The following is a 13,305-nucleotide window of genomic DNA, read 5'->3' on the forward strand; positions in this document are numbered from 1 at the left end:
GCTTACTTTTAAGTGGTGATATTCATGAGTGTACATGATATAGATCAGTCTTTTTTCTTTGGTCTTTTGATGTCGTCCATTAGTATTCTGACGGCTGGTGAATCAGTGTCGTCATATTGACCCGATCTGACAGACCATACGAAGAGCCACAAGAAGATCAATGCCACTAGCAAACTGATCAATATAAGTGCGATGATGATGGTCATAAGATGCGTCGGCCAAGCCATTTGATACTCAAAGTGGTAAATCCTACCACCGAAATACTACTAATAGGCATGAGTAAGGCAGCAAATATAGGAGTTACCATGCCTGCAACAGCAAAACTGAGCCCAATGATATTGTAAGCAAATGAAATCACAAAACCAATGACAATGACAACCTTAGCTTGCCGGATCAACAGCATGAAATCAGCTAGTTGTACCAATCGCTTGCCTTGAAGAATCGCATCGCTAGCTGGGGTGAAGGAAGAAAGACTGTCAGAGATAGAAATACCCACCGTACTAGCTTTGAGTGCGCCAGCATCATTGAGTCCATCACCTACCATGATGCAGTTTTGATTTTCTTCAATCCTATTGATTTTGTTCAATTTGTCAACAGGGGACTGATCAAAATAAAGGTTGGTATGGGGAGGAAATAAGACTTCTAAATTTTGTGCTTCTGCTGGATTGTCTCCCGATAGGATAGTAAAATCAAAGTGAGATTGTAACGTATCCAACATCTGCTTCAGACCTTTTCTGTAGCTGTTTTGAATGCCAAAATAGCCTTTGATTTGATGGTCTATTTTGAGATAAACCCGAGTTTCTAGTTGGGAACTTTGCTGTGGTAATCCTATGGACAGAGCTGAGCCTATGGTGATATATTTACCATTAATTTTCCCAGATAGGCCTTTGCCTTTGGTTTCTTCAAAGTCCATTATCTCTAGTTTTTGAACTGAGGCTTGACTCTCCAATAATGTATAGATGGCCTGGCTGAGCGGATGTGTGGAGTGAACAACCAATGCAGCCACTAGGCATTTTTCTTCTTGCGTCAATTCATCTCCAAGAAAGGCAACCGTAGCGTTTTCGCTGTTGGTAATGGTACCCGTTTTGTCAAAGACAATATGGGTTGTCTTCCACATTCGTTCGATTACTTCGGTGTTTTTGAGATAAAATTGATGCTTTGCAAGCAGGTTGAGGACAGAGCCCAATGTGAAAGGAGCTGTCAGAGCCAATGCGCATGGGCATGCAATGATGAGTACTGAAGAAAATACATTCAAGACGCCAGAGCCATCTATGAAAGCCCAGACGATCGCAGCTGTCACCGCAATTGCCAAAATGATTGGGGTGAAATACCGGCTGACTTGATTGATGATGAGGTGTTCTTCGAGATGACTTTCTTTGGAAAACACGTCATTGTTCCAGAGTTGAGTCAGGTAGCTGTGAGATACGACTTGGAGTATGTCCATGCGGACTGCGGTACCATTGATTCTGCCGCCAGCGTAGATTTTTTCACCTTCGGTGACCTGTACAGACTGAGACTCACCCGTGACAAAACTGTAGTCGATTTGGGTTATTGGATCGATGAGAATCGAGTCACAAGGTACGATCTCATGGTTGCGAATCTCTATTCGGTCGCCCACTTGGAGCGTTTCGACCAATACACTTTTTTTCTCCTGGTTTTTGATCCTATAGACAGCCAGAGGGAAATAGGATTTGTAATTCCTATCAAAGGAGAGTTTGCGGTAAGTTTGTCCTTGGAACCATCGTCCAATTAACAACAAAAAGACAAGTGCAGCCATGGAGTCAAAGTAGCCTGCGCCAGTTTGAGAGATGATCTCGTAGCTACTCCTGACAAACAATGCCAGTATGCCCATAGCTATTGGAAGATCGATATTTAGTATTTTCTTGCTGAGTCCTTTGTAGGCCGAGATGAAAAATTCCTGAGCACAGTACATCAAGACGAAAAGGGAGAGGGCAAGATTCAAGTATCCAAAATAGGGGATGAACTCTGAGTCGATATTGATGCCAAAATACTCCGGAAAGGAAAAGAGCATGATATTGCCATAGGCAAACCCTGAAACACCTAGTTTGATAAAAGTACTCTTATGGGTAGCATGTGTTTCTTTGTTGCTTTGTCTGTCTAGTGTGATTTCTGGTTCATAGCCCAGTTGACACAGCAGTTCGACGAGGGATTTGACGTTTGTCTGTTGGGGTCGGAAGTCTATCGTTAGCCTTTTTGCACCAAAGTTGATCCTTGAGTGAATGATGCCCTCGTCAAATCGAGAGAGATTTTCTAGCAACCAGATGCACGAACTACAATGGATGGATGGAATATCAAAGGTGATTTTCCGATATTCAGGGGAGTCAAAATCAAGGAGTTGATCAGCTATCTCTGCATTCTCTAGAAAATTGTACTTGTTTACGAAGAAATCTTTCAGCTGATTGCCAGGTGTTTTTCCCAGATCATAATAAGTACAGAGGTCATTTTCTTCCAACAATTGGTACACCGTCTTGCAACCTAAACAGCAAAATGCCTTCTCATCAACCTGATGATGAGATTCTTCACAATCTTCTCCACAGTGAAAACATTTTACCTCTTCCAATATCTCCATGAGTCAATCTATACGATTAATTAAAATTAGCGACTTTGGAGGATAGCGCATGCAACGAATCTAGTAATTGTTTGGGGTCTGTATCGTGATGATATAGAAGCAATGCTTTTTCGTCGGCATGACTTAATCGTCGTATGTATAAGTCTGGGTTTTTTGTGAATTTATCTTTTTGACAAGGGATGATTAGATCTGTAGTATGAGTTTTGACTGGATCAGTTTGTTCAGAACTCACCAATAGAATAGGTATGGGCAAGGACTGAATAATGTTGAATAAGTCATTGGAGAGGACAGACTGTTTCATCATGTCACAACCCATGATGACCAAGTTGGCATGACATTCCTTTGAAACTTGAGCTGCTACATGATGAATGAAACCTAGTTCTAGTCTAAAATCCCAAGAGGATACAGAGTCTAAGTTGAACTCATTTTGAAGCATTTGATATTTGGTCTGGTTTTCCTGAATGATCTGTTCTTTGATCTCAATGGCTGTGTCTCCACCGAGGTTGTTTTGTGTGATCAATCTGTAGGCATGGAGTAATGTTACTTTGGATGAAGGATGGCGAGACCACTCATAGCCCCATCTAACTGCCGCCTTGGAGACGATCGAAAAATCTGTGAGAATTAAAATATTGAAACTACCTGCTTGCATTGATTGAAGGTTTAAGTAGCCCCAAACTTAGCAATAGTAACAGAAGGGCTTTAAGAGACAGGTCATTGGAAATTATGATTAAAATCAGTTTTCACCTTGAAGGCTTTCATTAGTTTTGTTTCGATCAAAAAACTAAGCATTGAACAATACAGAAGCGTATAAGGAAATATTCAATTCGATTATCGAGGGGATTCTCGTGTTCAAACATGGGAAGGTGATTTTGGTCAACCCTCAGTGTGTAAAATTGTTTGGTTATTCGATGGAAGAGTTCGTTGGAATGTCAGTGGAGGACTTTGTTCCCTCTGCCAAGCGGACTCACCATCAACATACTCGCTCCCAATACATGCAACACCCGATCTCCAAACAAATGGGAGTGGGGAGAGATTTGGAGGCAGTGCGCAAAGATGGTTCTTTGTTTCCAGTGGAAATTAGTTTGAATCCTGCGCTTATTGGTGGCGAAGAAGCCATTATAGTCCATGTGATAGATATTTCTGTTCGCAAGAAAGCCGAAATCGCACTGAAACGCAGTGAAGAGCAATTAATTGAGTATGCTGCTGAGTTGGAAAAGCGCGTAGAGGAGCGAACCCGAGAACTCGAAGAAGTGGTCAATGATCTCAAGCAGAGCAATATCCATTTGGAAGAAGAGATTATAGAAAGAATCAAGGCTGAAAATGAGGCCAACAAGGCACTGTCCAAGGAAAGAGAACTCAATGAAATGAAAAGTCGATTCGTGTCTATGGCTTCTCATGAGTTTAGAACTCCTCTGAGTACGATTTTGTCATCTGCTGCCTTGATCGCAAGATACACTACCTCCGAGACTCAAGAGAATAGAGACAAACACATCAACCGAATCAAGGCCAACGTCTCTGAACTGACCAGTATTCTCAACGAGTTTTTGTCTCTAGAAAAAATTGATGCAGGCAAGATGCATGTTGAGAAGGTTCGTGTAGAAATAGGCGCTTTGGTTACCGAACTGGTTTCGGAATTGAGTACGATTACCAAGGAAGATCAGCATATTTTGTTTACCATCCCATCGGATAGCTGTTACTTAGTTACTGATCCACAGATATTGAGACAGGTACTCACCAATTTGCTCTCCAATGCAATCAAATATTCTGATCAAGGCTCTGAAATCCATTTGTTGGTGCAATCAGATGACTATGGATTGGTGTTTCAGATCAAAGATCAGGGCATGGGAATTCCTGAAAATGATCAGAAATATCTGTTTGGTAAGTTTTTCCGAGCGCACAACTCTCACCATATCCAAGGGACTGGTTTGGGTCTAAACATTGTTCAAAAGTACTTAGAGTTACTTGATGGCAAAATCAGCTTTGAAAGTGTAGAAGGGAAAGGATCCACTTTTACTGTCAAATTTAATAATTAACCTATGCAACAAATACTACTGATCGAAGACAATGACAGTGTTAGAGAAAACACCGCCGAGATATTAGAACTGGCAGGCTATGGAGTCTTGACTGCCTCCAATGGCAAAGAAGGGATCGAAATGCTCAGACAAGAGATTCCAGATCTGATTATATGTGACATCATGATGCCTGGACTAGATGGCTATGGAGTGCTTCACATCGTTATGAAAAATCCAGTAACCTCACATATACCTTTCATATTTTTGACCGCCAAGGCAGAAAAATCTGATATGAGAAAGGGAATGAATCTAGGTGCAGACGACTACCTGACCAAACCATACGATGATGTAGAGTTGCTCGATGCAGTGGAGGCCAGGCTCCACCGTACACGACATATACAAAAAGACTATGAGACCAGCGTGTCAGGACTGGATAATTTTTTTAATGATGCCAAGCAGATTCAAAGCCTAAAGGATTTGTCCAAAGAAAAAAAACTTAGAACATACAAAAAGAAAATGAACCTCTATCATCAGGGGGATTTTCCTAATCACTTGGTCTATATCAAGTCTGGAAAAGTCAAGACTTACAAAACCAATACAGATAGCAAAGAGTTGATTACCGGATTGTTTGGCAAGGAAGAGTTTCTGGGATTCAATGATTTGATTACCCAGTCGGATCATAGTGAAGGAGCCATGGCAATAGAGGATGTTGAGGCCTATTTTATACCTAAGGATGATTTTTTGCAGTTGATATACAAGGACAGATCAGTAGCGAGCAGTTTTATCAAGATCTTATCCAAAAACATCAAGGAAATCGAAGAGAAGATGTTACATCTTGCTTACAATTCGGTCAGGCAACGTGTGGCGGAGGCACTTTTGTCGGTGAAGAAGAATTTTGGAGATGAAAAGGATTCTTTCTCCCTCTCTAGGGAGGATTTGTCTAATATTGTCGGGACTTCTCCAGAATCTGTGATACGTACCTTGTCAGATTTCAAAAACGAGAAGTTGATAGAGATACAATCGAACAAGATCAAGCTGCTCAACACGGAGGGCTTGGCTATTATTATTTCAAGAGGATACTAAATGATAGAACTACAAGTAGGGGATGCTGCTCCAGCATTCGAAGGAAAAAACCAAAATGGTGAAAACGTGAAATTGTCTGATTATGCAGGTAAGAAATTGGTATTGTATTTTTATCCGAAGGACAATACACCAGGATGTACTACCCAGTCCTGTAATTTAAGAGATAACTACCAGGACTTGCTGGCTAAGGGCTATGAGGTCTTAGGGGTGAGTACTGATACCGAAAAATCTCACATCAAATTCATCGAAAAGCAGAATCTGCCTTTTGATCTGATTGCAGATACGGACAAGGCTATTCATGAGATGTTCGGAACTTGGGGTGAGAAGCAAATGTACGGCCGTACCTATATGGGGACACTCAGGACTACCTTTGTGATCAATGAAAAAGGCATAATAGAAGAAATCATTGGCAAGGTGAAGACGAAGGATCATAGTGCACAGATATTAGGTGCCTAGTTGTCTCTCGTATTGCGTACAAAGTTTCTATTAGCTGCTATGCAGGGGTATTTTTTGTTTACACGTCCTTTTTGATGATGTAGCCATTGGCCACAATCTTGAATTCTCTGAATATTTTGGCTGTAGCGAGTTTGACACTTCGCTCAGAGGTAGCATCACCTTGGCTAAAGACGCCAGATGCATATCCTTGCCAAACGGTTTGTCTCTTGCGTCTATCAAAAAAGGAAATGAGCATGGTGCCGTCGTACATATAGTACTTCTGATCGTTATACTCTGCTGACATGTTGTTGCTAGAGCTTCTGACAAATTTGTCATCTACCATCAACCTTTCGCTCCAATCTTCGCCTACCCATTTTTCAAAACTAGGCTGGGTATAGCCTTTCATTGCAAAGTTTTCTTGGAAGATTTTGTAGGTGATGAGTAGGTCTGGTTTTTCCATTTTATAGCGGTAGCCCTGTGCGTGCATTCTCGAAGCAATGGTACTTTCTATTAATTCCTTGTGAATGAGACTGTCGTGCTCACTCATGACAATAAAGTCAAAGGTCTTGTATTTTTTGAATTGACCATTGTAGCTGTAGTCAGACTCTATGACGAAATCCTTTTGGCTGGAACAAGCAGTAATCACCAAGTAGAACAGGCAGGATGCGAAGAAAATCAGTTTGTTCATGATAGGTTAAATTTAAGTTTTTGGAAAACACTCTTAAGTTAATCAAAACAAATTCAAGAATCAATAGCTAAATTTCCGCTTCAATTTAAAAAGGAAGTCTGTGTATCTTGAAAGACACGGTTTTCTTATTTTTGTCAAAATAACATTAAACAAAAATGTCTAAAGTCTTAATCATCGGTGCAGGTGGCGTGGGGAGAGTTGTCGCCTACAAATGCGCACAAAACAACAATGTTTTTACACAGATTTGTCTCGCCAGTAGAACCAAGTCCAAATGTGATTTGATCGCTGAGGACATCAAAACAAGATTAGGCGTCACCATCAGTACTGCACAAGTAGATGCTGATCACGTGCCCGAATTGGTTAAATTGATCAAGGAAGTTCAGCCAGAGTTGGTGATCAATGTAGCTCTACCTTATCAAGACCTGACAATCATGGATGCATGTCTAGAAACGGGTGTGCACTACCTAGATACTGCTAATTACGAGCCACAGGATGAAGCCAAGTTTGAATACAGTTGGCAGTGGGCTTACCAAGATAGATTCAAGCAAGCAGGTCTTACAGCCATATTAGGTTGTGGTTTTGATCCAGGTGTGACCAGTATCTACACGGCCTATGCAGCCAAGCACCACTTTGATACCATCGAATACCTAGATATCGTCGATTGCAATGGCGGAGACCATGGCAAAGCATTTGCTACCAATTTCAACCCAGAGATCAACATCAGAGAGGTGACCCAAAAAGGACGCTACTGGGAAAATGGACAGTGGGTAGAGACCGAGCCACACGAGATCCGAAAGGACCTGACTTATCCAAGTATAGGTAAAAAGGCCAGCTATGTGATCTATCATGAAGAACTAGAGTCACTCGTTAAGAATTTTCCATCCCTCAAAAGAGCCAGATTCTGGATGACATTTGGGGATGAGTACCTGACACACCTCAGAGTGATCCAAAACATCGGTATGGCGAGCATCGAACCAATCAACTATGAGGGTAAAGAGATTGTTCCATTGCAATTCTTGAAGGCAGTATTACCTGATCCAGGTAGTTTGGGTGACAACTATGTAGGTGAGACATCCATTGGTTGCCGTATCAAGGGTAAAAAGGACGGTCAAGACAAGACCTATTATGTGTACAACAACTGTAGCCATCAAGCAGCCTTTGATGAGACCAGAGCACAAGGTGTGTCTTATACCACCGGTGTACCTGCGATGATAGGTGCGATGATGTTGCTGACCAAAAAATGGTCAGGAGCAGGTGTGTTCAATGTCGAGGAAATGAATCCAGACCCATTTATGGAACAATTGATGACGCAAGGTTTGCCTTGGGTTGAGGTGCATGATGGTGATTTGGAACTTTAATCTGGACACTAGACACTAGATTACTAGACCCTAGATATTGGACGAATTTTAGTCTCATATCTAGGGTCTAGTTTCTAAAATCTAATAAAGAAACATGAGTTTAAATACTATTCCATCTCCTTGCTTTGTCTTGGAAGAAGAAAAATTAAGAAGGAATCTAGCACTGATCCAAGATGTAAGTCAAAGAGCCGAGATAGATATTATTTTGGCTTTTAAGGGATTCTCTATGTGGAGCGCTTTTCCTATCGTGCGTGAGTATATCAGTGGTGCTACTGCCAGTTCTCTCAACGAGATGTTGTTGTGCAACGAGCACATGAAGACTGCGTCGCATACTTATTGCGTAGCCTATGCGGATCAGGATTTTGATCAAATATGCGAGGGATCGAGTCATTTGACATTCAATTCTCTGCAGCAGTTTGAGCGATTCAAGCATAAATGTGCTGAGCAGAAAGTGTCGGTGGGTTTGCGGATCAATCCTGAAGAGTCAGACGTAGAGACAGCGTTGTACAACCCTGCATCCCCACATTCCCGCTTAGGGATCACCAAGGACGAACTTTCTGGGGGACTTCCTGAGGGAGTAGAAGGGTTACATGTGCATGTGCTTTGCGAGAGTACTTCTTATGCACTGGAAAAAGTATTGAAGGCAGTTGAAGAGAAGTTTGGACATCTGCTACCCAAAGCCCAATGGCTCAACCTCGGTGGAGGACATTTGATGACCAGAAAGGGTTATGACACAGATCACTTGGTGCAGATTTTACGTGATTTCAAGACCAAGCATGATTTGAAAATCATCCTGGAACCCGGAAGTGCCTTTGCATGGGAGACGGGATTCTTGAAGACCACAGTGCTGGACGTAGTGAGTCGCAATGGAGTCAACACGGCCATCATTGATGCATCATTCACTTGTCACATGCCTGATTGTCTGGAAATGCCGTACAGACCCAATTTGATCGAAGGTAGCAGAGAAGTTGAGGGCAAGAAGTTTCTCTATCGTTTGGGTGGTGTCAGCTGTTTGGCGGGAGATTTCCTAGAGGAGTATGGTTTTGATCAGGAACTGAAAATAGGGGATAGCATCACCTTTTTGGATATGATCCATTATACGATGGTCAAGACCTCTACCTTCAACGGAGTCCCTCATCCGAGTATAGGCATCTTGACGCCAGGGGGGACATTCAAGATAGTAAAAGAATTTGGTTACGAAGATTTTAGAAACAGATTGTCTTAGTGACGAATTACTAATTTGTGCGTGGAGACTTGGTCTCTGCTGGTAATTTTGACTACATAAATCCCATTCGGCAATTGACCGGTTGGGATTTTGTTTTTATCGCTGATGATGTGTGTTTTTCCTGCCAAGTCGATGATCAGTACCTGATCGACTTCTCCTGCAATGTTCAGCTGTTGATTGGCGGGATTGGGGTAGAGTGTGAATGTGGCTTGTTCAGACTCTTCTTCGGTTACCATCACGACATGATCATTGTCAGCAAAAATAGCTCTCATCATGATGGAGCCAGGGACATTGAGGTCACTGTTTTGAATCCAATCTCCTCCTGTCTTGTAGTAGAATTTGCTGGCATTGTTGGTGTTTTTATCCAATCCGATGGGGACATAGCTATTGGTGTATTGCTTCATCGAGATATAAAACTCACCCGCTGGCAAAACGACCGGAGTAGTCAACTCATAGCGAGAGAACTTGTTGAGTGAATCCGCATAACTGACACTGTATTCTTGTTTGCGAAGGGTTGCAACAGCCTCTTCGGATAGGTCTTTGTAGATTAATAAATTGATGGTTGCCACATCTGGTAGAGGATAGATGATTGGAAAGAATATGTCCACATGTGTGAGCGTATCTGGACTAGGAAGACTGTATTGCACAGCTATTTCACCCGTGGTTAGGTTCACTCCCGCAGCAAATTCCGCAGTCCCATCATCATAAGAGAGTGTTTCGTGTATTTCAGTATAGAATCGCACCGTGTCGTTGACTCTGTAGTAAGGCTCATCGTTGCTTATGAATGTGATTTCTGATTCCAGAAATAGAGAATCTAGATTTTGGAAAGGAGTAAAATGAGCCATGGTCAAAGGCGATACTTCGTAATCCTGCTGATAATCCACTCCTTGTAGCGGTAGTTGCGAAGTGTTCTGAGGTTCGTCAGATAGAGTGTTTCCATTGAGGAAATCTCTGACAATAAAATTAAAATCAGGATTGTTGGCATCAGTTGATAGGGACGTCAGTGTGAATGAAGGAGACGCAAAAATGGTGTCAGGGTATGTGAAGAATTGATCAAAGGGGATATTGCTATAGCTTTTGAACAGCGAGGTAGGTTGTGTCGAGATGGTAAAATCCTTGATAGATTCGTTGGCAATAGTCCTGTTTTTGTCCAATATTACATAATCCACATGCCATACATCAAAAGGACCGGTAGGGTTGCCGTGACCAGTGATTTTGAATTTAAAACCCCCATGCAAAAACTGTGGGTCTTTGATGTGAATACTTTTTTTATACCATTGATAATTACTGCTGTCAAGTCCTATCAAGTCACCGTCATACATCACAATCCATTTTTCGTCTGCATTTAGAAAGGAGACAAACAAAGAGTCATCTGGTTCGGGCTTTTCTGCATAGCCTTCTCTTTGCCAATAGAAGCTCAAGTACACATTGTCAGCAGCTTCTAAATTGGCCAAATTGATTGGTTTGGACTCAAGGATGTCATTGTCCAAGGCTGTAGTTTCATCAGAGTAAGGCAATCCCAGTGCATTGGTACCATCAAAGGTTGCTACACCTATGCTGGGTGGTTTGATCGCCATGGTCAGGTTGATGAATACATTTTGACTATTCTCAATATTCCACAAAGAACTGTCAGCATGTAAGAGTGACCATGAAAAATCATCCCAAAACGGTAGTTCTAGTGTATCTCCAGTAGCCAAAATTCGGGCATTTTTTGTGCTTTCAATTGCTGTGCGATGTCCGATAGGACTGACCAACAGCTGCGCATGCAATACATCCACCAAGCTACAGCTCAGTAGGATGACCCAAAGGAAAAGTGCCTTTTTTTGCATGCTATTTGTGTTTATTCAGCTAGTTCTAGACTCGGCGTGTTTCCCAAGGCTGCAGAGTCAATCTCTACTACCCATAGATCAATGCTTTGACCGATTCTGGCAGTCATATCTGAAGCGGGGTTTTGTTTGAAAACTTTTCCAGGATTTACTGTTTCTTTTTTGTAAGCTGTTTCCCCTTGATCATTGGTATATTGAGTAGAGATATGTCCACTTTTCTCGTAATAGACATCACCTACATTGAGACCAAATCCACGCAACACGAAGATTGCTTCATCTAGGCTCAGGTTTTTGAGGTTGAGCATCTGAAAATTCTGATTACCCAGACCATCGCCTACTTCAAAGTCTATGATAGACCCTTTGGCGATCTCCTGACCTGCTTGGATGGCTTTGCCCTCATGGTATTGTGCCAAGATGGTGTTCAGTGCAAAATCTGGCTGGTACCTGATTTCACCCAACTCCAATCCTAAACTCCTCAATTCCAATTGAGCGTTTTTGAGGGAACGCCCCTTCAACGAAGGGATTTTGACAACAGGTGGTTTCACGGCATTGAGCGTGATGTAGATTTTTCGTCCTTGTTTTACCTTCGAGTTGGCCATGGGGAATTGTTTCAATACGGTCAACGGAGGGTATTGTGCTGAATAGCCAGAATCTTCCTCAATTTCATAGCGCAAATCTCTCTCTTCCAAATACTCGTCCAAATCAGCCAGTGAGATGCCTTCCAGATTAGGAACGGTCATGCTTTCACCATGATTGGTGATGAGAGGGAAATAAAACTTGAATACAGCATAAATTAAAAAGATCATTGTAGCCGTGGCAAAGCCCAGGTGCTTCAAAAATTTTGTTTTGCTTGTCTTTTTCTTTTCTTCGTTTTGCTCCATGGAAAGGATGATTTGTCAAAGGGCAAATTAATACCTTATTCCTTTCGAAGGGAAATATTTTTGAAATAAACGTGAAGCCATTATTTCAAATCAAACTTATTTATAGTTTTGCTCTTATATGGCTAATGAAAAAATCAACGTAGGAATCCTATTTGGAGGGAAATCAGCTGAACATGAGATTTCGCTTCGCTCTGCAAGAAATGTGATCGATGCTCTTGATCTCACGAGGTTTGTACCCGTGTTGATTGGGATTACCAAAGACGGACGTTGGTTGTACAGTTCTGAAGCCAAATTGATTCAAGGAGAAGGGGAGAATCTCAGTCTCAATTCGGACTGCCAAGAGGTGGCCTTGGTGCCACATAGTACAGGCCAATTTCACTATGTAGCTTCAGGGGAGTTGGCAGAAAAAGTGGATGCGATATTTCCTATTTTGCACGGGCCTTTGGGTGAAGATGGTGCGACACAGGGGTTGCTCAAGCTAGCAGATGTTCCCTTTGTAGGCTGTGATGTACTAGGCTCTGCTGTAGGTATGGACAAGGACGTGATGAAGCGAATCTTGAGAGATGCGGACTTACCGATTGGGAAGTACATTGCATTGAGAGCACATGAGAAAAGACCTACCTTCAAATATATTCAGTCTGAATTGGGTTTGCCTGTTTTCGTGAAGCCAGCCAATATGGGGTCGTCGGTAGGAGTCAGTCGTGCCGAGACCGAAGCAGAGTACAACAAAGCTTTGGATGAAGCCTTTGCATATGATAGAAAGATTGTGATTGAGCAGTTCATTGACGGTCGTGAGATCGAGTGCGCGATCTTGGGTAATGAATTTCCAGAAGCCTCTGTTCCTGGTGAAATTTCTTTCTCTCATAATTTTTATTCTTATGAGGCCAAATACTTGGATGACAAAGGTTATCAGATTGACATACCAGCCAAGATAGACGACAAACAAATCGCCAGAATACAAAAGATAGCCATAGAGACTTTCCAAGTGTTGGAGTGTGAAGGCTTCTCCAGAGTGGATGTGTTTCTCACCCGAGACAACCGCATTCTGGTCAACGAAATCAATACCATTCCTGGATTTACCAAGATCAGCATGTACCCCAAACTCTGGGAAGCCAGTGGAGTTACCTATACCAATTTGATTTCCAAACTGATAGATCTTGCCATCGATAGACATCAGAAAATTGCTGGATTGAGGACGTCTATTTGA

General features: G+C 42.1%; 12 protein-coding genes. 6 read left to right on the plus strand and 6 right to left on the minus strand.

From position 1 onward, the window contains the following. Nucleotides 1-44 precede the first annotated feature (44 nt). The 3 genes from ccoS to N6H18_RS13830 are packed head-to-tail and all read right to left on the minus strand — an operon-like array spanning nt 45 to nt 3,239. Nucleotides 45-206, minus strand: a complete 162-nt coding sequence (gene ccoS / locus N6H18_RS13820; protein ID WP_262308868.1) for a cbb3-type cytochrome oxidase assembly protein CcoS — start codon at nt 204-206, stop codon at nt 45-47. Then, on the minus strand, nt 203-2,590 hold the full coding sequence (locus N6H18_RS13825) for a heavy metal translocating P-type ATPase (protein WP_262308869.1): 2,388 nt from the start codon (nt 2,588-2,590) through the stop codon (nt 203-205). The genes ccoS and N6H18_RS13825 overlap by 4 nt, the downstream gene beginning before the upstream one ends. A gap of 16 nt (nt 2,591-2,606) precedes the next feature. Then, on the minus strand, nt 2,607-3,239 hold the full coding sequence (locus N6H18_RS13830) for a universal stress protein (protein ID WP_262308870.1): 633 nt from the start codon (nt 3,237-3,239) through the stop codon (nt 2,607-2,609). Between the two features lie 139 nt (nt 3,240-3,378). Here N6H18_RS13830 and N6H18_RS13835 point away from each other — a divergent pair, with 139 nt between their 5' ends. From N6H18_RS13835 to bcp, 3 genes are read left to right on the plus strand one after another with little or no spacing between them, the layout of a single operon-like run. Next, entirely contained in the window at nt 3,379-4,623 is a 1,245-nt protein-coding gene (locus tag N6H18_RS13835; protein ID WP_262308871.1) for a sensor histidine kinase, read from the plus strand. 3 nt (nt 4,624-4,626) lie between these two features. Further along, nucleotides 4,627-5,685: a response regulator gene (locus N6H18_RS13840; protein ID WP_262308872.1), complete on the plus strand. Its 1,059-nt coding sequence runs from the start codon at nt 4,627-4,629 to the stop codon at nt 5,683-5,685. 3 nt (nt 5,686-5,688) lie between these two features. Beyond that, nucleotides 5,689-6,141 (plus strand): thioredoxin-dependent thiol peroxidase, encoded by a 453-nt coding sequence (gene bcp, locus N6H18_RS13845; RefSeq protein ID WP_262311615.1) that lies wholly within the window; start codon nt 5,689-5,691, stop codon nt 6,139-6,141. A 58-nt stretch (nt 6,142-6,199) separates the two neighbouring features. Here the strand turns inward: bcp and N6H18_RS13850 are convergent, their stop codons facing one another. After that, nucleotides 6,200-6,808 carry a DUF4136 domain-containing protein gene (locus N6H18_RS13850; protein ID WP_262308873.1) on the minus strand — a complete coding sequence of 203 codons (609 nt, stop codon included), beginning with the start codon at nt 6,806-6,808 and terminating at the stop codon, nt 6,200-6,202. Between the two features lie 155 nt (nt 6,809-6,963). On the opposite strand from N6H18_RS13850, the gene N6H18_RS13855 reads away from it, so the two are divergent. Together N6H18_RS13855 and nspC are read left to right on the plus strand one after the other, a co-directional pair. Continuing rightward, nucleotides 6,964-8,166, plus strand: coding sequence for a saccharopine dehydrogenase family protein (locus N6H18_RS13855; protein ID WP_262308874.1), 1,203 nt, complete (start codon nt 6,964-6,966; stop codon nt 8,164-8,166). A gap of 94 nt (nt 8,167-8,260) precedes the next feature. Further along, nucleotides 8,261-9,391 (plus strand): carboxynorspermidine decarboxylase, encoded by a 1,131-nt coding sequence (gene nspC / locus N6H18_RS13860; RefSeq protein ID WP_262308875.1) that lies wholly within the window; start codon nt 8,261-8,263, stop codon nt 9,389-9,391. Here nspC and N6H18_RS13865 read toward each other — a convergent pair. Together N6H18_RS13865 and N6H18_RS13870 are read right to left on the minus strand one after the other, a co-directional pair. Further along, nucleotides 9,388-11,220 carry a T9SS type A sorting domain-containing protein gene (locus N6H18_RS13865; protein WP_262308876.1) on the minus strand — a complete coding sequence of 611 codons (1,833 nt, stop codon included), beginning with the start codon at nt 11,218-11,220 and terminating at the stop codon, nt 9,388-9,390. The two genes, nspC and N6H18_RS13865, sit on opposite strands and share 4 nt — an antisense overlap. 11 nt (nt 11,221-11,231) lie before the next feature. Beyond that, on the minus strand, nt 11,232-12,098 hold the full coding sequence (locus tag N6H18_RS13870; protein WP_262308877.1) for a PASTA domain-containing protein: 867 nt from the start codon (nt 12,096-12,098) through the stop codon (nt 11,232-11,234). 118 nt (nt 12,099-12,216) lie between these two features. On the opposite strand from N6H18_RS13870, the gene ddlA reads away from it, so the two are divergent. Further along, entirely contained in the window at nt 12,217-13,305 is a 1,089-nt protein-coding gene (gene ddlA / locus N6H18_RS13875) for a D-alanine--D-alanine ligase (RefSeq protein WP_262308878.1), read from the plus strand.

Source organism: Reichenbachiella agarivorans (assembly GCF_025502585.1).
Taxonomy (GTDB): Bacteria; Bacteroidota; Bacteroidia; order Cytophagales; family Cyclobacteriaceae; genus Reichenbachiella; species Reichenbachiella agarivorans.

Coding starts and splice junctions, on each gene's coding strand:
- ccoS (WP_262308868.1), bottom strand. CDS start 206: ATGACCATCATCATCGCACTTATATTGATCAGTTTGCTAGTGGCATTG.
- N6H18_RS13825 (WP_262308869.1), bottom strand. CDS start 2,590: ATGGAGATATTGGAAGAGGTAAAATGTTTTCACTGTGGAGAAGATTGT.
- N6H18_RS13830 (WP_262308870.1), bottom strand. CDS start 3,239: ATGCAAGCAGGTAGTTTCAATATTTTAATTCTCACAGATTTTTCGATC.
- N6H18_RS13840 (WP_262308872.1), top strand. CDS start 4,627: ATGCAACAAATACTACTGATCGAAGACAATGACAGTGTTAGAGAAAAC.
- N6H18_RS13850 (WP_262308873.1), bottom strand. CDS start 6,808: ATGAACAAACTGATTTTCTTCGCATCCTGCCTGTTCTACTTGGTGATT.
- N6H18_RS13855 (WP_262308874.1), top strand. CDS start 6,964: ATGTCTAAAGTCTTAATCATCGGTGCAGGTGGCGTGGGGAGAGTTGTC.
- nspC (WP_262308875.1), top strand. CDS start 8,261: ATGAGTTTAAATACTATTCCATCTCCTTGCTTTGTCTTGGAAGAAGAA.
- N6H18_RS13865 (WP_262308876.1), bottom strand. CDS start 11,220: ATGCAAAAAAAGGCACTTTTCCTTTGGGTCATCCTACTGAGCTGTAGC.
- N6H18_RS13870 (WP_262308877.1), bottom strand. CDS start 12,098: ATGGAGCAAAACGAAGAAAAGAAAAAGACAAGCAAAACAAAATTTTTG.
- ddlA (WP_262308878.1), top strand. CDS start 12,217: ATGGCTAATGAAAAAATCAACGTAGGAATCCTATTTGGAGGGAAATCA.